18 protein-coding genes are annotated in these 17,557 nt (G+C 72.8%); 15 read left to right on the top strand and 3 right to left on the bottom strand.

The window, feature by feature from the left end:
• Positions 1-56: 56 nt before the first annotated feature.
• Entirely contained in the window at positions 57-1,676 is a 1,620-nt protein-coding gene (locus tag JOD49_RS18335; protein WP_307822633.1) for an acyl-CoA carboxylase subunit beta, read from the bottom strand.
• 132 nt (positions 1,677-1,808) lie between these two features.
• Between JOD49_RS18335 and JOD49_RS18340 the strand changes: the two genes are divergently transcribed.
• Both JOD49_RS18340 and JOD49_RS18345 read left to right on the top strand, forming a co-directional pair.
• A complete protein-coding gene (locus JOD49_RS18340; RefSeq protein ID WP_205308442.1) occupies positions 1,809-2,699 on the top strand; it encodes a biotin--[acetyl-CoA-carboxylase] ligase in 891 nt (296 codons plus the stop codon).
• Between the two features lie 9 nt (positions 2,700-2,708).
• Entirely contained in the window at positions 2,709-3,881 is a 1,173-nt protein-coding gene (locus JOD49_RS18345; RefSeq protein WP_307822634.1) for an adenylate/guanylate cyclase domain-containing protein, read from the top strand.
• A gap of 38 nt (positions 3,882-3,919) precedes the next feature.
• On the opposite strand, the gene JOD49_RS18350 is transcribed toward JOD49_RS18345, so the two are convergent.
• Positions 3,920-4,663, bottom strand: a complete 744-nt coding sequence (locus tag JOD49_RS18350; protein WP_205308443.1) for an SOS response-associated peptidase — start codon at positions 4,661-4,663, stop codon at positions 3,920-3,922.
• Positions 4,664-4,812: 149 nt separating this feature from the next.
• On the opposite strand from JOD49_RS18350, the gene JOD49_RS18355 reads away from it, so the two are divergent.
• From JOD49_RS18355 to JOD49_RS18370, 4 genes are all read left to right on the top strand, one after another.
• Positions 4,813-5,199, top strand: a complete 387-nt coding sequence (locus JOD49_RS18355; RefSeq protein WP_205308444.1) for a PadR family transcriptional regulator — start codon at positions 4,813-4,815, stop codon at positions 5,197-5,199.
• Complete coding sequence (locus tag JOD49_RS18360) at positions 5,196-6,005, top strand: hypothetical protein (RefSeq protein ID WP_205308445.1); 810 nt, start codon at positions 5,196-5,198, stop codon at positions 6,003-6,005. The genes JOD49_RS18355 and JOD49_RS18360 overlap by 4 nt, the downstream gene beginning before the upstream one ends.
• Before the next feature lie 101 nt (positions 6,006-6,106).
• On the top strand, positions 6,107-7,390 hold the full coding sequence (locus JOD49_RS18365; protein ID WP_307822635.1) for a multidrug effflux MFS transporter: 1,284 nt from the start codon (positions 6,107-6,109) through the stop codon (positions 7,388-7,390).
• A gap of 158 nt (positions 7,391-7,548) precedes the next feature.
• The gene (locus JOD49_RS18370; RefSeq protein ID WP_205308447.1) at positions 7,549-8,844 is read left to right on the top strand and encodes an LCP family protein; all 1,296 of its coding nucleotides are present in this window, start codon (positions 7,549-7,551) and stop codon (positions 8,842-8,844) included.
• Positions 8,845-8,851: 7 nt separating this feature from the next.
• Here the strand turns inward: JOD49_RS18370 and JOD49_RS18375 are convergent, their stop codons facing one another.
• Positions 8,852-10,180 (bottom strand): pyridoxal phosphate-dependent aminotransferase, encoded by a 1,329-nt coding sequence (locus JOD49_RS18375; RefSeq protein ID WP_205308448.1) that lies wholly within the window; start codon positions 10,178-10,180, stop codon positions 8,852-8,854.
• Positions 10,181-10,434: 254 nt separating this feature from the next.
• On the opposite strand from JOD49_RS18375, the gene JOD49_RS18380 reads away from it, so the two are divergent.
• From JOD49_RS18380 to JOD49_RS18420, 9 genes are all read left to right on the top strand, one after another.
• Complete coding sequence (locus tag JOD49_RS18380; protein ID WP_205308449.1) at positions 10,435-11,682, top strand: TadA family conjugal transfer-associated ATPase; 1,248 nt, start codon at positions 10,435-10,437, stop codon at positions 11,680-11,682.
• Position 11,683: 1 nt separating this feature from the next.
• Positions 11,684-12,544: a type II secretion system F family protein gene (locus JOD49_RS18385; protein WP_205308450.1), complete on the top strand. Its 861-nt coding sequence runs from the start codon at positions 11,684-11,686 to the stop codon at positions 12,542-12,544.
• Entirely contained in the window at positions 12,541-13,491 is a 951-nt protein-coding gene (locus JOD49_RS18390; RefSeq protein ID WP_307822636.1) for a type II secretion system F family protein, read from the top strand. Before JOD49_RS18385 ends, JOD49_RS18390 begins: the two co-directional genes overlap by 4 nt.
• 119 nt (positions 13,492-13,610) lie before the next feature.
• Positions 13,611-13,808 (top strand): hypothetical protein, encoded by a 198-nt coding sequence (locus JOD49_RS18395; protein ID WP_205308451.1) that lies wholly within the window; start codon positions 13,611-13,613, stop codon positions 13,806-13,808.
• Positions 13,809-13,855: 47 nt separating this feature from the next.
• Positions 13,856-14,227: a TadE/TadG family type IV pilus assembly protein gene (locus JOD49_RS18400; RefSeq protein WP_205308452.1), complete on the top strand. Its 372-nt coding sequence runs from the start codon at positions 13,856-13,858 to the stop codon at positions 14,225-14,227.
• A 149-nt stretch (positions 14,228-14,376) separates the two neighbouring features.
• Positions 14,377-14,787: a pilus assembly protein gene (locus JOD49_RS18405; RefSeq protein ID WP_307822637.1), complete on the top strand. Its 411-nt coding sequence runs from the start codon at positions 14,377-14,379 to the stop codon at positions 14,785-14,787.
• Positions 14,784-15,299 carry a pilus assembly protein TadG-related protein gene (locus JOD49_RS18410; protein WP_307822638.1) on the top strand — a complete coding sequence of 172 codons (516 nt, stop codon included), beginning with the start codon at positions 14,784-14,786 and terminating at the stop codon, positions 15,297-15,299. Before JOD49_RS18405 ends, JOD49_RS18410 begins: the two co-directional genes overlap by 4 nt.
• 175 nt (positions 15,300-15,474) lie before the next feature.
• The gene (locus tag JOD49_RS18415) at positions 15,475-16,131 is read left to right on the top strand and encodes a hypothetical protein (RefSeq protein WP_205308453.1); all 657 of its coding nucleotides are present in this window, start codon (positions 15,475-15,477) and stop codon (positions 16,129-16,131) included.
• Positions 16,132-16,241: 110 nt separating this feature from the next.
• Positions 16,242-17,528: a WxL protein peptidoglycan domain-containing protein gene (locus JOD49_RS18420; protein ID WP_205308454.1), complete on the top strand. Its 1,287-nt coding sequence runs from the start codon at positions 16,242-16,244 to the stop codon at positions 17,526-17,528.
• Positions 17,529-17,557 lie beyond the last annotated feature (29 nt).

A 17,557-nucleotide genomic window follows, 5' to 3' on the forward strand; every position in this document is an offset into this window, starting at 1 on the left:
GTCGTCCTCGCGGTGGTTGTCGTCGTTCGGTTGCGGTGCCGGGGGCTGTCCCGGGGTCACAGCGGGATGTTCCCGTGCTTCTTGGGGGGCAGGCTCGCACGCTTGGTGCGCAGGGCGCGCAGCGCACGCACGACCTGCACGCGGGTCTCCGACGGGCGGATGACCGCGTCGACGTAGCCACGCTCGGCCGCGTCCCACGGGTTCACGATGGCCTCCTCGTACTCGGCGACCAGGCGGGCACGCTCGGCGTCCACGTCCAGTCCTGCCTCCGCCGCGGACCTCAGGGCGCCGCGCTGGAGGACGTTGACCGCGCCACCGGCCCCCATGACCGCGATCTGGGCCGTGGGCCAGGCCAGGTTCACGTCCGCGCCGAGCTGCTTGGAGCCCATGACGATGTACGCGCCACCGTACGCCTTGCGCGTGATGAGCGTGACGAGCGGGACCGTGGCCTCGGCGTACGCGTAGATGAGCTTGGCCCCGCGCCGGATGATGCCCTGGTGCTCCTGGTCGACCCCCGGCAGGAAGCCGGGCACGTCGACCAGGGTCAGGACCGGGAGGTTGAACGCGTCGCACGTGCGCACGAAGCGCGCCGCCTTCTCGGCCGCGTCGATGTCGAGCGTGCCGGCCATCGCGAGGGGCTGGTTCGCGACGACGCCGACCGACTGGCCCTCGACGTGCCCGAACCCGATGATCACGTTCTTCGCGAACAGCGGCTGGACCTCGAGGAAGTCGCCGTCGTCCAGGACGTGCTCGATCACGGTGCGCATGTCGTAGGGCTGCGAGTCGGAGTCCGGGATCAGCGCGTCGAGCTCGAGATCCTCCTCGGTCACCTCGAGCTCGGCGTCCTCGGGGACGAAGCTCGGGGCGTCCGAGAGGTTGTTCTGCGGCAGGTAGCCGATGAGGTGGCGCACGTAGTCGATCGCGTCGTCCTCGTCGCTGCCCATGTAGTGCGCGACGCCCGAGCGCTCGTTGTGCGTGCGGGCCCCACCCAGCTCCTCGAAGCCCACGTCCTCGCCCGTGACCGCCCGGATCACGTCGGGACCCGTGATGAACATGTTCGACGTCTGGTCGGCCATGACGATGAAGTCGGTGAGGGCGGGGGAGTACACGGCGCCGCCCGCGCTCGGCCCCAGGATGAGCGAGATCTGCGGGATCACGCCCGAGGCCGCGACGTTGCGCCGGAAGATCTCCGCGAACTGGGTCAGGGCCGCGACGCCCTCCTGGATGCGCGCGCCGCCGCCGTCCGAGATCCCGATGAGCGGGACGCCCGTGCGCAGCGCGAGGTCCTGGACCTTGGTGATCTTCTGGCCGTGCACCTCGCCGAGGCTCCCGCCGAAGACCGTGAAGTCCTGCGAGTAGATGCACACCTGGCGACCGTCGACCGTGCCGTGGCCCACGACCACGCCGTCGCCCGCGAGGCGCTTCTTCTCGAGCCCGAAGTTCACCGAGCGGTGCTTGGCGAACGCGTCGAGCTCGACGAAGCTGCCCTCGTCGAGCAGTGCCTCGATGCGCTCGCGGGCCGTCTTCTTGTTCCGGGCGTGCTGCTTGGTGCGCGCGGCCTCCTCGGGGGCGACCGTCGCCTCGGCGCGCCGACGGTCGAGGTCGGCGAGCTTCGCTGCGGTGCCGATGAGCTGACCGGTGGGGGCCGGGGTGGTGCCGGCGACAGGTTCGTTCACGCAGCCGAGCCTAGTTGGTGGGTGGGACCAAGAGGGTGCGAGGGATCGCACCGGCGTGGCCGCAGACGTTGGAGGGTTCCCACAAGGTGTCGCCTCTGCCGCGCGCGGCACGTGCGCGTGCATGATGGGCACATGACGACTGCCGACCACCCAGCGCTGCGCCCCGGCTTCCTGGCGGACCTGCTCGTGGCCCCGCACGGCCCGCTCGCCCGGCTCGAGGTCGTGGCGGAGTCGGCCTCGACGAACTCCGAGCTGGCCGCCGCCGTGGCTGCCGACCCGCGGGCCTGGCCCGCGCCCGCGCTGCTCGTGGCGGAGCACCAGGTGGCCGGGCGGGGGCGCTCGGGCCGCGCGTGGCAGACGCCCGCGCGGACCGCGCTGACGGGATCGCTCCTGCTGCGTCCCGACGTGCCTCGCGAGCGGCTGAGCTGGTTGCCGCTGCTCGCGGGCCTCGCGACGGTCCGGTGCCTGCGCGCGACCGCGGGCGTCGAGGCCGTGGTCAAGTGGCCCAACGACGTGCTCGTGCCCGCACCGGAGGCGGGGGCCGTCGCCGAGGTGGCCGGGTGGGGGACGTACCGCAAGGTCGCGGGCATCCTGTGCGAGCTCCTGCCCGACGGCGGAGCGATCGTGGGCGTCGGGCTCAACGTCCTGCAGGTCGAGGACGAGCTCCCGGTCCCTTCGGCGACGTCCCTCGCCCTGGTCGGGGCCGCGACGACCGACCGCGAGGTCCTGCTGACCGCGCTCGAGGAGTCGTTCGCGCAGACCTTCGGTCGGTGGCAGGACGCGGGCGGTGACGCCGCCGAGGCCGGGCTCGCCGAGGAGTGCGCCGAGGTCAGTGCGACGCTCGGGGCGCACGTGCGGGTCGATCTCACGGGAGGCGGCCAGGTGACCGGGGAGGCGTACGGGTTCGGCCCGGACGGTTCGCTGCTCGTGCGGGAGCAGGACGGGACGACCCGGGTGCTGCACAGCGGCGACGTGCACCACCTCCGGCTGGGAGCGCCGGAGCGCGAGGTCCCCCTGAACTAGGATCGCTCTGTGACGCACGACATCCCTGAGGCAGCCGACGAGACCATCGAGACCATCGAGACGACCGAGGCTGCGGGGGAGAGTCGGCTGGAGCGTCGAGAGGACGCGGCGGCGCTCTCCGCGATCGTCGGGGCCGGCGGTTCACCCTCGGCCCCCTCGGCCCCCTCGGCTCCGTCGCCGGTCGAGGCGGACCTCGACGAGGCGCTCCTGGGTGGGCCCCGTGCCCTGACGGTCGAGGGCCTGGCGGAGCGAGCCGGGCTCACCGAGAGGCAGGTGCGCTCGTACTGGCAGGCGCTCGGGCTGCCCATCACGGAGCAGCAGGAGCAGATGTTCACCGACGACGACGCGGTCGCCCTCGAGGAGATCTACTCGGTCGCGGAGCACGAGAAGTTCGACGACAGGTCGCTCACGACGCTCATCCGTTCGATGGGGCACACGACCGAGCGGCTCGTGCTGTGGCAGGTCGAGGCCCTCGTCGAGCACATGACCAAGCGGTTCGACCTCGACGACACGAGCGCCCGTCTGCTCGTGCTCGACCGCCTGCCGGACCTCGCCCCCGTCCTGGAGACCCAGCTGCGTCACGCGTGGCGTCGTCAGCTCGCGGCCGTGGCCGCGCGGTTCACGGTCGAGTTCTCCGAGGCGCGCGCCGGGGACGTCACCGACTCGCAGGCGCTGCCGCTGCCGCGCGCCGTGGGCTTCGCGGACATCGTGTCCTTCACCAAGCGCACCGCGGGCCTCGGGTCGAGCGAGCTCGCGGAGTTCGTCCAGCTCTTCGAGACCCGTGCGCGCGACATCATCACGGCTGCGGGGGGCCGGGTCGTCAAGACCATCGGTGACGCGGTCCTCTACGTCGCCGACGACGTCGCGACCGGCGCCAAGGTCGCGCTGGGGCTCGCCGAGGAGGGCGAGCGGGCCGGCGAGGGCGTGGAGGTCCCGCCCGTGCGGGTCAGCCTGGTCTGGGGCCGGGTGCTCTCCCGCTTCGGCGACGTGTTCGGACCGTCGGTGAACCTGGCCTCGCGACTCACCGAGATCGCCGAGCCCGCGACCGTGCTGATGGACCGGGAGACCGCGGCCCTGCTGGCCAGGGACTCGCGGTTCGCGCTGACCGCGCAGCCCGAGCGCGAGGTGCACGGGCTCGGGGTCATCGAGCCCGTGCGCCTGCAGTGGGCGTACAAGGGCTGACGGCCCGCACGCGCTGCGCGTGCTGACGCCGAGGGGGCTCAGACCGCGCGGACGAGCTCCGGGCCGTCGTTCGCGACGCTGTTGACGAGCGGCGCGACCTCACGGGCCTCCATGCGGACCTCGGGGGTGACGAGCAGCCCGGCGGCCTCGTCCTTGCCGACGGACGGGTCGAGCCACGCGTCCCACCGGTCCGGGGCGAGAGCGAGCGGCATGCGGTCGTGGATCGATGCGAGAGCCGGGGCCGCGGCGGTCGTGACGATGGTCGTCGACACGAGCCACCGGGCGGGGTCGTCGTCGGCCTTGGTGGGGTCCCGCCAGAACTCGTAGAGGCCCGCGAAGGCCGCGACCGAGGGCCCGTCGGGGTGGATGAAGAACGGCTGCTTGGTGACCTTCGGCCGGCGGGCGGTCGAGCCCTCGGCCGGGGGAGTCTCGATCCGTCGCCACTCGTAGTACCCGTCGGCGGGCACGAGGCAGCGCCGCGCCGCGAACGGCTTGGCGAACGCGGGCTTGTCGAGCAGCGTCTCCGACCTCGCGTTGATCATGCGCGCCCCGACCCCGGGGTCCTTGGCCCAGCTCGGCACGAGGCCCCAGCGGGCCACGCGCAGGGACCGGCGGACCTCGCCCGAGTCCTTGGCCGCGCGCTCGACCACGATCCGCACGGGGTCGGTCGGGGCGACGTTCCAGGACGGCGGGAGGAGTCGCGCGTCGTCGGCGAGGTCGGCGATCGCGAACTCGTCGGCGAGGTCCTGGGCGTCCCGGAAGGAGGCATAGCGTCCGCACATGCCTTCCAGGATGCCTCGTGCCACCCACGCCGTGCGCTGCGGACCGGGAGCGGACCGCGAGCCGACCCGGAGCGCGCGGGGCGAGCGGCGCCGTCGGGCCCCGCTGCTACTAGGTTGACAGGCTGACTAGTTGGCGAGACGATCTAGCCATGTCCGAGAACACCTGGCCCAGCGAGTGGCTGCGCGGCGTCCTCGACGTGTGCGTGCTGCGCATCCTCGCCGACGGCCCCACCTACGGGTACGCCATCGCCGCGCGGCTCGCCGACGGCGGGCTCGGCACCATCAAGGGCGGCACCCTCTACCCGCTCCTCGCACGGCTCGAGGCCGCAGGACTCGTGACCGTCGAGTGGCGCGCGGGCGACGGGGGACCCGGGCGCAAGTACTACGACCTCACAGAGACCGGCCGGCACGAGCTGACGCAGCGCTCGACCCTCTGGGAAGCCTTCACCCGCACCACCCGCGACCTCGTCGCCGGCGCCGGCGCCGGGGGCGCCGGCGCCCCCCGCCTGCCCCGACCGACCGAGGAGAACCGATGATCCCCCTGAGCGACAAGCGCTCCGCCGTGCGCTACGAGATCGAGCGTCGCCTCGCCCCTCACGTCGAGGAGAAGTGGGCCGAAGCGTTCGTGATCGAGCTGCGCCTGCTCGACGTCCCCGGCGACGTGCTCGGAGCTGCGCTCGCGGAGGTCGAGTCCCACTGCGTCGAGAGCGGCGAGACGGCTGCCGACGCGTTCGGCGACCCGGTGGCCTACGCGCACGACCTCGACCTGCCCGCGCAGCCCGCGGGGCGGTGGGAGCTCGTGACGGTCCTCGGGCCCGTCGGGACCCAGGTCCTGGGGATGCTCGTCCTCGGGTGGGGAGGGGGCGAGGTCGTCAGGGCCTGGCGGACGGGCGGGACGGGAGCGACGGTCGGACTCACTGTCGGCATGCTGTGCATGGTCGCGGGGCTCTGCGTCGCCGGTCTGCTCGTCGCGCGCCACAGCGCGACGGTCCTGCGCCACGTCCTCGACCGGCCGGTCGTGTCGTGGCTCGTCGTCACGCTCCTGACGGGATCGCTCGGCGTCGGAGCCGTCCTGCTGGACGGGGTGATCGTCGCGGTGCCCGCAGCGCCGGCCGGGGCGGTGGGGGCGCTGACGCTCGCCGCGGGCACGGTCTGGAGCGTCGTCCAGGTTCGCCGGGGCACCTTGGACGACCCCGTCGTCCCGCCGGTCACCGCCGCAGGGGAGCAGGCGGAGGAGGGGCGGGGTGCGGGTGCGCGGTTCCTCTCGTCGCTCGTCACGTGGGCCGTCCCCCTCCTGGCCCTCGCCCCGCTCGGTGCGGCGTGGTTCTTCGCGGGTTCCTGATCGTGCCCGGGGCCCGGGCGGTCGCGACCCGCGGGCCCCGGCCACCCGGGGGTCGGGACACGGTGTGCCTGGGCAATCGTCGAATCGTTATGATCGAACCCATGGAGACACCCCCGGCAGGAACTGCACCCACCCCGCCGGCGCCGTCGAAGGACAGCGAGGGGCGTGCCACGGCCCGGCGCCCCGGCCGCTCCACCGTCAAGTGGGTCCTGCTGCTCGGCGCGCTCGCGACGCTCCCGGCGTTCACGGTCGACATGTACCTGCCGTCCCTGCCCGACGTCGCCGCGGACCTGGACGCCAGCCCCGCCCTCGCCCAGCTCACCCTGGCGGGGATGCTCGTCGGCGGTGCGTTCGGGCAGCTCGTGATCGGCCCGCTCTCCGACCGCTACGGGCGTCGGGCGCCCGTCATCATCGGGCTCGCGCTGCACGTCGTGACCTCGGTCCTGTGCGCGGTCGTGCCGACGATCGGCTGGCTCATCGTCCTGCGCGTCCTCCAGGGCTTCTTCAACGCCTCGGCCCAGGTCGTGTCGATCGCCGTGATCCGCGACCGGTTCACCGGCTCGGACGCCGCCAGGATCCTGTCGCGGCTCATGCTCGTCATCGGCCTCGCGCCGCTCCTCGCACCGACCATCGGCTCGTTCGTCGCCGGCCACGGCGACTGGCGCTGGGTGTTCTGGGTGCTCGCGGTCCTGGGCCTCGTCCTGGGGCTGATCGTGCTGCGGTTCATGCCCGAGACCCTCGAGACCGAGCGTCGCCAGAGCGGTGGGGTCGGAACCGTCTTCCGCGGCTACGGAACCCTCTTCAAGGACCGCCACTTCGTCGCGCTGGCCGTCCTCCCGGGCCTCGGCATGGCCGTCCTCATGAGCTACGTCGTCGGGTCGCCCTTCGTCCTGCAGGAGGGCTACGGGCTCACGCACCAGCAGTTCGCGGCGCTCTTCGCCGTCAACGGGATCGGGCTCGTGATCTCGGCACAGGTCAACGCCTCGCTCGTGCGGCGCGTCGCTCCCATCCGGATCCTCCGGGCGGCCCTCGTGCTCCAGGGGGTGTTCGCGGTCGGGTTGCTCGTCGTGGCGCTCACGGGCGCGGGCGGGCTCCTCGGGCTCCTGGCCGCGCTCTGGCTCACGCTCGCCCTCCAGGGGCTCATCCCCGCCAACGCCTCGGCGCTCGCGCTGACCCGGCACGGCGAGCGGGCAGGGACGGCCGCGGCGGTCATCGGGGCGTTCCAGGCCGGGGTCGCGGGGCTCGTGAGCCCGCTCGTGGGTGTTCTCGGGGGCGATGCCGTCGCCATGAGCTCGGTCATGCTCGGGGCCGTCGTGGCGTCGTTGCTCGTCCTCGGGCTCGCCACGCCCGCCTTCCGCAAGGGCGGCTGGCACCTGCCCGCCTGAACCCGGTCCACCGGACGCAGAACGGCCCGAGAACGGCCCGAGAACGGCCTCGCAGAGCCGTCGGAGAGGCCCGCCGGCCAGCAGATCCCACAGGACACTTCACATTTCCTTTGCACGACACGAAGGCCTTACCCGTGCGGTGGCCCTAGGCTCGTCTCATGCCCAGCCCGAAGACCGCCTCGAAGAGCGGCCCTCATCACGCGCGCTCGCAGCGCACGCACAAGGTCCTTCGTGCCATCGGACTCGTCACCACCGCGGGCCTCGCCTTCGGCGTCGTCGGCGGTGCCGCCGCCTACATGGACTGGCAGTCGGCGGTCACGGTCAGCGACGTGTCGGGTCTGGTCGACCCGCCGACGGCGCCCGAACCGCCGCGCGACCCGGACGACCCGTACGCGGGCAAGGCGCTCAACATCCTCGTGATGGGGACCGACTACCGCGACGAGGAGAACGCGGAGCTCGCCGGGGCGGAGGAGGGCATGCGCTCCGACACCACCTTCGTGGTGCACATCTCGGGCGACCGCAGCCGGATCGAGGTCGTCTCCATCCCGCGCGACTCGCTCGTCGACATCCCCGCGTGCAACCTCTCCGACGGCAGGACGACGCGCAAGCAGAACGACGCGATGTTCAACTCCGCGTTCGAGATCGGCTCCGGGGGCGTGGACGACATGGTGGGCGCCGCGGCGTGCACCATCACGACGGTCCAGGACCTGACCGGGCTGACGATCACCGACCACGTCGTGGTCAAGATGACCGGGGTCATCGGGGTCGTCGACGCGCTCGGAGGCGTGCGGATGTGCTTCCCGGAGCCGGTCGTGGGCGGCGCGCACTCGCGGGACCTCAACATCGCGGCGGGCGAGCAGGTGCTCGACGGTCGCACCTCGATCAGCTTCCTGCGCGCACGCAAGGGCAGCGGCATGGGCCTCGAGATGGGCAGCGACCTGGCCCGCATCGCCCGTCAGCAGGCGTTCATGGACTCGATGATGCGAGAGCTCCTGTCGAAGAACATCATCACCGACACCCCGCAGCTCTACGGCCTCATCAAGGCCGTGCTCTCCTCGATCAGCGCGAGCCCCAACCTCGCGGGCCTCGACTCGCTCGCCGGGCTCGCCTTCTCGCTCAAGGACATCAACCCGTCCGAGATCGTCTTCACGCCGCTGCCCGTCGTCGAGGCGCCGAACGACAAGAACCGGGTCGTGTGGACCAAGGACGCCCAGGCGATCTGGGCCCGCATGGCCGCCGACGAGCCGCCGCCCGGGCACGAGACGGCCGCACCCCCTGCGGACGCGGGCGTGACCGCCCCCGACACGGGCGCAGCGGCCCCCGACACCGGTGCCGTCGCTCCCGACGCCGGAGCAGCGGCGGGCGGAGGGGCGACCGGCGAGGTCGCGCCGCCCGCCGACACCGGCACCACGGCCACCCCGCCGCCGCTCCTCGAAGGGGTCTGCCCGCCCTGACCGCGCGTCAGCGCAGTGCCGCGAGGCGGGAGACCGCCTCGCGGAGCACGTCCTCGCGCTTGACGAACGTGAAGCGCACGCGCGAGGCCAGGGCGAGAGCCGTCGTCGGGCCGGTGGCTGCCGTGTCCCCGGGGGCAACCCCTGGGGCGCGGCAGAACGCGCTCACGGGCACGCCCACGACTCCCGCCAGCTCGGGCAGACGGCGGCACAGCTCGGTGCCGTCCTCGAAGCCGAGGGGCGCGCCGTCGGCGACCACGAAGTACGTGCCCCGCGGCACGACCACCTCGAAGCCCGCGGACACCAGGCCCTCGCACAGCAGGTCACGGCGGGCCGCGAGGGACGCGGCCAGGGCGCGCGGCGCCTCGTCGTCGGCCAGGGCCTGCGCGATCGCGGGCTGGAACGGCGAGCCCGACGTGTACGTCAGGAACTGCTTGACGGTCCGCACGGCCTCGACGAGGTGCGCGGGCCCGTGCAGCCAGCCGATCTTCCAGCCCGTGAACGAGAAGGTCTTGCCCGCGGACGAGATGGTGATCGTGCGCTCGGCCATGCCCGGCAGGGTCGCGACGGGCACGTGCACCGCGTCGTCGTACACGAGGTGCTCGTAGACCTCGTCCGTCACGACGACCGCGTCCACGGACCGCGCCGCCTCCGCGACCACCTCGAGCTCGGCGCGCGTCAGGACCGTCCCCGTCGGGTTGTGCGGCGTGTTGACCAGGATCAACCGCGTCCGCGGCCCGACGGCGGCACGCACCTGCGCGGGGTCGAGGCGGAAGCCGTCCGGGGTCGGGTGCAGCGGCACCGTCACGTGCGTCGCGCCGGCGAGCGCGATGCACGCCGCGTGCGAGTCGTAGAAGGGCTCCAGGGTCACGACCTCGTCGCCCGGACCCGCGAGAGCCAGGATCGTCGCGGCGAGCGCCTCCGTGGCGCCCGTGGTGACCAGGACCTCGGTGTCCGGGTCCAGCTCGAGGCCGTAGTGGCGGCGCTGGTGTTCCGCGACCGCCCGACGCAGCTCCGGGATGCCCGTGCCCGGCGGGTACTGGTTGTGACCGTTCTCGATCGCGCGGATCGCGGCCTCCTTGATCGCGTGCGGGCCGTCCACGTCGGGGAAGCCCTGCCCCAGGTTGATCGCGCCCGTGCGCAGGGCCAGGTTCGTCATCTCGGCGAAGATCGTCGAGGCCACCGAGCCGTCGGGGCGCAGCAGGCCCGTCGCGGCGGCCGCGGCACGCCAGCGGCCGGGGACCCGAGGCCGCGGCTCGCGGTGCTGTTCGTGGAGCGGTGCCGGCCGCGGCTCCTGCGGCCGGGCGTGGCGGGGGTCCGAAGGGGAGTTCGACGACATGCGCCGACCCTATGCCGGGGCGGTGCTCGCCGTGGCGCCCCGCGCTGCTGCCCTGCCCGGAGCGTGCGGCGCCGTGACCACACTTCGGACATCGGCCGTCGGGCGAACCGCGAGATCCCGCGGGTCGTCGCGAGTTGTCCACAGGGGTGGGTGCGGACCCGGCCGGTCGTGCCCTAGTCTCGGCGCGCAACCACCCCGCCGGGTGGTCGACTGCGCGGGGGGCGCGCAGGGACGCAGGGGAGCGTGGCACGACGATGAGCACCGCAGGCGTGGCGATCCTCGAGCGCGAGGTCCGCGAGCTGATCCGCCGTCGAGGCGTGGACCCGCTGCGCGACAAGCCGGGGATCGACCAGCTCGTCGCCGACGCCCTCGCCGACTACGACACCCGGACCGCGCTCGGGGTCGTGCCGCCGCTCGCCGACGTCCCGGGTGCCGTCAAGGCGGTCCTCGACGCCGTCGCGGGGCTCGGCCCCCTCCAGAAGTACCTCGACGACCCGGAGGTCGAAGAGGTGTGGATCAACTCGCCCGCGCAGGTCTTCGTCGCGCGCGGCGGGAACGCCGAGCTCACCTCGACCATCCTCACGAGCGCCCAGGTCCGGGACCTCGTCGAGCAGATGCTCAAGTCCTCGGGTCGGCGCCTGGACCTCTCGAGCCCCTTCGTGGACGCCGCGCTGCCCGGGGGCGAACGGTTGCACGTCGTGATCCCGGACGTCACGCGCGAGCACTTCGCCGTGAACATCCGCAAGCACGTCGTGCGCGCCTCGCACCTCGAGCACCTGGTGCGCCTCGGTTCGCTGACGCCGCACGCCGCGGCGTTCCTGCACGCAGCGGTGAGGGCCGGTCTCAACGTCCTCGTGGCGGGCGCCACCCAGGCGGGCAAGACGACCATGCTCAACGCGCTCGCCGGGTCGATCCCCGCCCACGAGAGGGTCATCACGTGCGAGGAGGTGTTCGAGCTGCGCTTCGCGGTGCGCGACATCGTCTCGATGCAGTGTCGTCAACCCAGTCTCGAGGGCACGGGGGAGATCCCGTTGCGGCGGCTGGTCAAGGAGGCGCTGCGCATGCGGCCGGACCGGATCGTCATCGGAGAGGTGCGGGAAGCCGAGAGCTTCGACCTGCTCATCGCGTTGAACGCGGGTGTTCCCGGGATGTGCACGATCCACGCGAACTCGGCGCGCGAGGCGATCTCCAAGATGTGCACCTTGCCGCTGCTGGCCGGGGAGAACGTCTCGGACCGCTTCGTCGTCCCGACGGTCGCCGGTGCCGTCGACGTCGTGGTCCACCTGGGCGTGACCGCCGACGGCCGGCGCCAGGTCCGGGAGATCGTCGGGATTCCCGGGCGGGTGGAGCAGGGAGTGGTCGAGACCTCGGACCTCTTCCACAGGACCGGGGGGAACCTCGTCCGTGGTGACGGCTTCCCGCCCGCGGAGGAACGGTTCGCGCGGGCGGGGATCGACCTCGCGGCGCTCCTGGCCGGCTCGCGCGCGGGGGAGGTCCGCTGACGTGGGCGTCATGGTGGGCCTGCTGCTCGGGGTCGGGGTGTTCTGCGTGTGGTGGGCCTGGTGGGAACCGACTCCTCGCCCGCCCCGTCGGACCGACGGTTGGTCGGCGAAGACGCAGGACCTCCTGGTGCTCGCCGGGGTCCCGACCGTCACGCCGCGTGCGCTGGTCGGCGCGAGCGTGGTGCTCGGTGCCTTCGTCCTGCTGGTCGTGCTCGGGCTCACCCGGGCGCTGCCCGTCGCGGTGTGCTTCGCGTCGATGGCGGCCGCCGCACCTCTGGCGCTGGTGCGTTCACGGGCCCGACGGCGCCGCTCGAGCCTGCGGGACGTGTGGCCCGAGGTCGTGGACCACCTGGCGTCCGGGGTGCGGGCAGGACTCTCGTTGCCGGAGGCCGTGGGTCAGCTCGGGGAACGTGGCCCCGTCGAGCTGCGCGAACCGTTCGCGCGCTTCGCCCAGGACTTCCGGGCGAGCGGACGCTTCGGCGACTGCCTCGACGCGCTCAAGGCACGGCTGGCAGATCCTGTCGCGGACCGCATCGTCGAGGCGTTGCGCATGACGAGAGAGGTGGGCGGCACGGACCTCGGCAAGCTCTTGCGCACGCTGGCCATGTTCCTGCGTGAGGACGCCAGGACGCGAGGAGAGCTCGAGGCACGCCAGTCGTGGACCGTGAACGGTGCCCGTCTCGCGGTGGCCGGTCCGTGGGTCGTCCTCGCGCTGCTGGCCACTCGACCGGAGACCGCGCAGGCGTACGGCTCGTTCCAGGGGGCCGTCGTGCTCGGGGCCGGTGCCCTCACCTCGGTCGTGGCCTATCAGGTGATGCGTCGGATCGGGCGGCTGCCCGAGGAAGTGCGGGTCCTGCGGTGAGCGGAACAGGTGGGGTGGAGGCGTCGTGGCTCGGCGCCGGGGCAGGAGCGTTGCTCGGGTGCGGGCTGCTCCTGGTGATCGCGCGCGTGCGGGCCCGGCGGATCCGCCTGGACGAACGGGTCGGACCCTACCTGCGCGTGCTCGGCACCACGTCGGCCCTGTTGCAGGAGTCGTCGACGCGATCCGCCTTCCCGTCCCTCGACCGACTCGTGGGCCCGTGGCTCGCCGAGGCCGGACGGGGCCTCGAACGGTTCGGGTCGACCCGTGCGGTGCTTCGCCGCCGCCTCGACCAGGCGGGACGCCTCGAGAGCGTCGACCAGTTCCGGGCCCAGCAGGTCGTGTGGGCAGCGCTCGGACTGGTCGGCGGCCTTCTCCTGGCCCTGCTCCTGGCGGCGACGAGGGGCTCGTCGCCCGTGGTCCTGGCGGCCCTCGTCGCCTTCTGCGGCCTGGGCGGTCTCCTCGGCTGCGACTACCGGCTCTCGCGGCAGGTCGCCCGACGGGAGGAACGCATGCTCATGGAGTTCCCCACGATCGCGGAGCTGCTCGCGCTGTCGGTCGGAGCGGGGGAGGGGCCGGTCGCGGCGATGGAACGCGTCGCGACCATGGCCCGCGGTGAGCTGTCGAGCGAGCTCGCGCTGACGCTCTCGATGGTCCGCTCGGGGGTGCCGCTGGCCCGCGCGCTCGAGGGGCTCGCGGACCGGACCGCGTTGAGCAGCCTCACGCGCTTCGCCGAGGGGGTCGCCGTGGCCGTCGAGCGGGGGACGCCGCTCGCGGACGTCCTGCGTGCCCAGGCGCAGGACGTGAGAGAGGCGGGTCGCCGGGCGCTCATGGAGTCGGGTGGGCGCAAGGAGGTTCTCATGATGGTGCCCGTGGTCTTCCTGATCCTTCCGGTGACAGTTTGTTTCGCGGTGTTTCCCTCGATCGCGACCCTGCGGATCGGCCTGTGAACGGGTCTCGAGCGGGGACTCGGACCGCAGCCGACCGCCTGTCCGGGCCATCGACCTGGACGACCGACCCCTACCTCGTCCGCGCACTCACGACGCGGACGATCGACCGAAGGAGCGACATGACCAGACGACCGACGTGGTGGACCGCAGGCGTGAGGTCTCACCTGGGTGCACTGCGAAGCGAGCGGGGAGACGTCCCGGGGTGGGTCCTGGTGACCTTGATGACCGCAGGGTTGGTCATCGCCCTGTGGGCCGTCGCCGGCCCCGCGCTCACGGAGACCTTCACCAACGCGATCAACAGCGTCGGCGGTCCGTGAGCCGTTCGCGTCGGCGACTCGTCCTGTGCCGTGAGGAGCACCGTCGTGTGCGGGACAGGGGCTCGGCGGTCGTCGACTTCGTCCTGGTCTCGGTCCTCCTTCTCGCGCTCTTCCTGGCGGTGCTCCAGGTGGTCCTCGCGGTGCACGTGCGGGCGATCGTGATCGACAGCGCGGCGGAGGGCGCACGGCTGGCGGGCAGGGCGGACCGCACCGCCGAGGACGGCGTGGCGCGGACGCGCACCCTGATCGACGCGGCCTTGTCGGAGCGGTTCGCGCAGGACGTCACGGCTCGGGAGATCGATCACGACGGGTTGCGGGTCGTCGAGGTGACGGTGAGGTTTCCGTTGCCGGTCGTCGGGCTGCTCGGCCCGTCGGGAGCGCTCACCGTGGACGGGCACGCGTTGAAGGAGGAGCAGTGAGCGGGCACGGGGGAGCTGGGGTGCGTCGGCGCGACGGGCGGGCGCCGGCGGGTACGACCGCCCGTGGTGCGCCGACGGGTCACGGGGCTCACCGGTCCAGGCGACGGCGCTCGGGCGGGCGGGGGGCGAGCGAGCAGGGGAACGCGATCGTGGAGTTCCTCGGTGCCGCGCTCCTCCTCCTTCTGCCCGTGATGTACCTCGCGCTGACGCTCGGACGGGTCCAGGCGGCGACCTTCGCGGTCGAGGGCGCCGCGAAGGAGTCCGCCCGCGCGTTCGTCACGGCCGACTCGGTCGTGCAGGGCGAGGCGCGTGCGGGGGTCGCGGTCTCCCTGGCCCTGGCCGACCAGGGCTTCACCGACGTCCGGCCCGCCGACGTCCTGTCGATCACGTGCTCGAGCCCGCACTGTCTCGACCCGGGGGGCGAGGTCGCCACGGTCGTGCGCTACGACGTCCCGCTCCCGTTCGTGCCGCCTGGAGTTCGTTCGTGGGTGCCGTTGTCCGTCCCGGTCGAGGCGACCCACGTCTCGCCCGTGGACCGGTACGCGGGGGCTCGGCCGTGAGGCGCGGTCGTCGCCTGCTGCCGCGGCGGTGGCTTCGCCGACGCCGTGTCCTCGGGCCTGGCACGACGGGGGAGAGCGGTCAGATCCTGCTCCTCACGAGCGCCTTCGTCGCGTTCGCCCTCCTGCTCGTGACCGTGGTGGTCTCCGCGACGGGCGTCCACCTCGACCGCAAGCGTCTTCTCGACGTGGCCGATGCCGCTGCTCTCGACGCGGCGGACTCGATGAGCGCGGACACCTTCTACGAGGGGCGGGTGCCCGTGCCGGAGGACCAGGCCGTGCTCCGGTTGAGCGACGCGGACGTCCGGGCCTCGGTCGAGGAGTTCCTGGCAGCGCATCCCGAGATGCTGGACGACCTGCATGCTGTCACCATCGTCGAGGCGTCGACGCCCGACGGACGGACCGCGGAGGTCCGGCTGGCCGGGTTGTCCCGCCCGGTCCTCGTCAGCTGGGTGACCCAGCTGTGGTCGGACGGCATCGTCGTGCGCGCCGAGTCGGGTGCGCGTGCGTGGTGAGTGCGTCCAGCGGGCCGACGACAGGCATGACCAACCGGTGAACACGAGAACTGCAAGGTGGCCAAAGTACGTTCACTTTCTTAACGAACCATGCCACTTTTGTCTGATGACTGACAAAACAAGGGTTCGCCGCTATGGTGATCCGGTCCGACACCCTCCAACGACGGAGACTTACATGAACGCACGTGCAAGGAAGCAGTGGATGGCCGGCGGAGCACTCGGTGCGATGCTCCTCGGGACCGTCGCGATGGCCTCCGGGGCCGTCGCCGACGAGGTGACCCACGGTGAGGAGGACGTCCAGATCCAGGTCGCCGTCACGCCGGTCGGAGCGCTCGCGCTCAACGTCGCCAACCCGTCCGTCACCCTCGGCGAGACGACGGACGAGGACATCTGGGCAGCCGGGAACCGTGAGTTCACGGGTCTCCTCGACGGGATCAGCGTGACCGACGACCGCAACGACGTGGGCGCCGCCGCGAGCTGGACCGTGACCGGCCAGGTCAGCAACTTCACCGCGGCAGGTCTGGCGGACATCGACTCGTCCAACCTCGGGTGGGTCCCCGAGCTGGCGAACCCGATCCCGGGCGACTTCAACGTCACGCCGGGCCAGCCCATCGCGGGCGAGCTCCAGGAGGTGCCGGCCGGCGAGGGCCCCGGCGGCGACTGGCTCACGGGCGGCGTCCAGGTCGGCGACCTCCTGGTGTCGAGCGGCTCGTCGCTCGAGGCCAAGGGACAGTCGTTCGGTGTCAAGGCCGGTCTGAACCTCACGGTCCCGAAGGGCACCCCCTCCGGTGCGTACGCGTCGACGCTGACGCTCACGCTCATGGAGAGCTGACAGCTCCTCGCGAGACCAGTCACGGACGGTGACGACGCAGGGCCGGCGGAAGTCCGTCGGCCCTGTACCGTCTCCGGAGCAGCAAGCCCGTTCGAGGAAGACCGGAAGTCGTGGTGAGCAAGGACATGAAGAAGGCGCGTGAGACAGGACCTCGGTCTGCGAGGAGGCCCGCTGCCGGGCGCGTGCGCGGGCTCGCGTCCCTGGGGGTGCTGGCCCTGGCCCTGATGGGCGTCGTCGGGTCCGCCCAGGCGACCGCACCCGACCCCGGGGGCATCCGGTTCTCGGTCACCACGGCCTCGGTCGACGGCCCCGACGACCGGAGGATCTTCGACTTCGTCGCCGAACCGGGCGCGCAGATCCAGGACCAGGTCGCCGTCTCCAACCACGGCGCCGCCCCCGTCACGTTCGCCATGGTCACGAACGACGGCATCTTCACCCCCACGGGGAGCTTCGACATCAGGACCTCCGACCAGGAACCGCAGGACTCCGGTGGCTGGTTCGAGGTGCAGCCGAGCGTCGAGGTCCCCGCGGGCGAGACCGTGATCGTGCCGTTCACGATCACGGTGCCGGAGAACGTGACGCCCGGCGACCACCCCGCAGGGATCGTGGCGACGGTCACGACGGCCTCCTCCGCGGCCGGCCCCGGCGTCGGGGTCGAGAGCCGGGTGGGCGTGCGCGTCAACCTGCGGGTGCCGGGAGAGGTCGTGCCCTCGATCGCGCTCGACCAGGTCACCGCGACCTACACGCCGTCGTGGAACCCGTTCGCCCCCGGCGACGTCCGGGTGTCCTACGAGGTGACCAACGACGGCAACCTGCGGGTCGGCGGGGACCAGTCCATCGCCGCCTCCGGGCCGTTCGGCATCGGTGCGTCGACCGTCGACCGCGGCGTCGAGGGGATCAAGGAGCTGATCCCCGGCACCTCGCGCTCGACGGCCGTCACGATCGGAGGGATCTGGCCCGTCGGGCCCGTGACGACCGAGGTCGTCGTCACCCCTGCGCTCGTGGCGACCGAGGGGGAGGCGGGCGGGGCGCTCGACGTCCCCGCGGCGGACCTGCGTCCTGTCACCGTCACCGTCACGACCTGGGCGATCCCCTGGGTCCACCTGCTCCTCGTCGCGATGGTCGTGCTCGTCGTGATCGGCGTGCGGGACAACCGCCGACGTCGCAAGCAGCGCCTCGAGGCGCTCCTGGCGAGCGCCCGCGCCGAGGGTCGGGCCGCGGCGGCAGGTGAGCCCACCCCGGGCGGCGCCCCCGCGCCCGCAGCGCCCGCGACGCCTACCGTGCCCACGCCCGAGGACGACCCCGCGCCCGTGCCCGCCGGCACGGAGGCCCGCGACGGCTCCGACGCCGAGGCCGAGCCCGCCCAGGGGGGCCGCGCGCCGTCGTCGGGCGGCTGACGCGGGAGCTCCGCGGGGGCCCGCCCACG

The sequence above is a fragment of the Oerskovia jenensis genome (genome assembly GCF_016907235.1).
In the GTDB taxonomy this organism is placed as follows: domain Bacteria; phylum Actinomycetota; class Actinomycetes; order Actinomycetales; family Cellulomonadaceae; genus Oerskovia; species Oerskovia jenensis.

Bases quoted from the DNA above. Each gene is read 5' to 3' on its own strand.
- JOD49_RS18340 (WP_205308442.1), top strand. From the start codon at position 1,809: ATGACGACTGCCGACCACCCAGCGCTGCGCCCCGGCTTCCTGGCGGAC.
- JOD49_RS18350 (WP_205308443.1), bottom strand. From the start codon at position 4,663: ATGTGCGGACGCTATGCCTCCTTCCGGGACGCCCAGGACCTCGCCGAC.
- JOD49_RS18355 (WP_205308444.1), top strand. From the start codon at position 4,813: ATGTCCGAGAACACCTGGCCCAGCGAGTGGCTGCGCGGCGTCCTCGAC.
- JOD49_RS18360 (WP_205308445.1), top strand. From the start codon at position 5,196: ATGATCCCCCTGAGCGACAAGCGCTCCGCCGTGCGCTACGAGATCGAG.
- JOD49_RS18365 (WP_307822635.1), top strand. From the start codon at position 6,107: ATGGAGACACCCCCGGCAGGAACTGCACCCACCCCGCCGGCGCCGTCG.
- JOD49_RS18370 (WP_205308447.1), top strand. From the start codon at position 7,549: ATGCCCAGCCCGAAGACCGCCTCGAAGAGCGGCCCTCATCACGCGCGC.
- JOD49_RS18375 (WP_205308448.1), bottom strand. From the start codon at position 10,180: ATGTCGTCGAACTCCCCTTCGGACCCCCGCCACGCCCGGCCGCAGGAG.
- JOD49_RS18380 (WP_205308449.1), top strand. From the start codon at position 10,435: ATGAGCACCGCAGGCGTGGCGATCCTCGAGCGCGAGGTCCGCGAGCTG.
- JOD49_RS18395 (WP_205308451.1), top strand. From the start codon at position 13,611: ATGACCAGACGACCGACGTGGTGGACCGCAGGCGTGAGGTCTCACCTG.
- JOD49_RS18415 (WP_205308453.1), top strand. From the start codon at position 15,475: ATGAACGCACGTGCAAGGAAGCAGTGGATGGCCGGCGGAGCACTCGGT.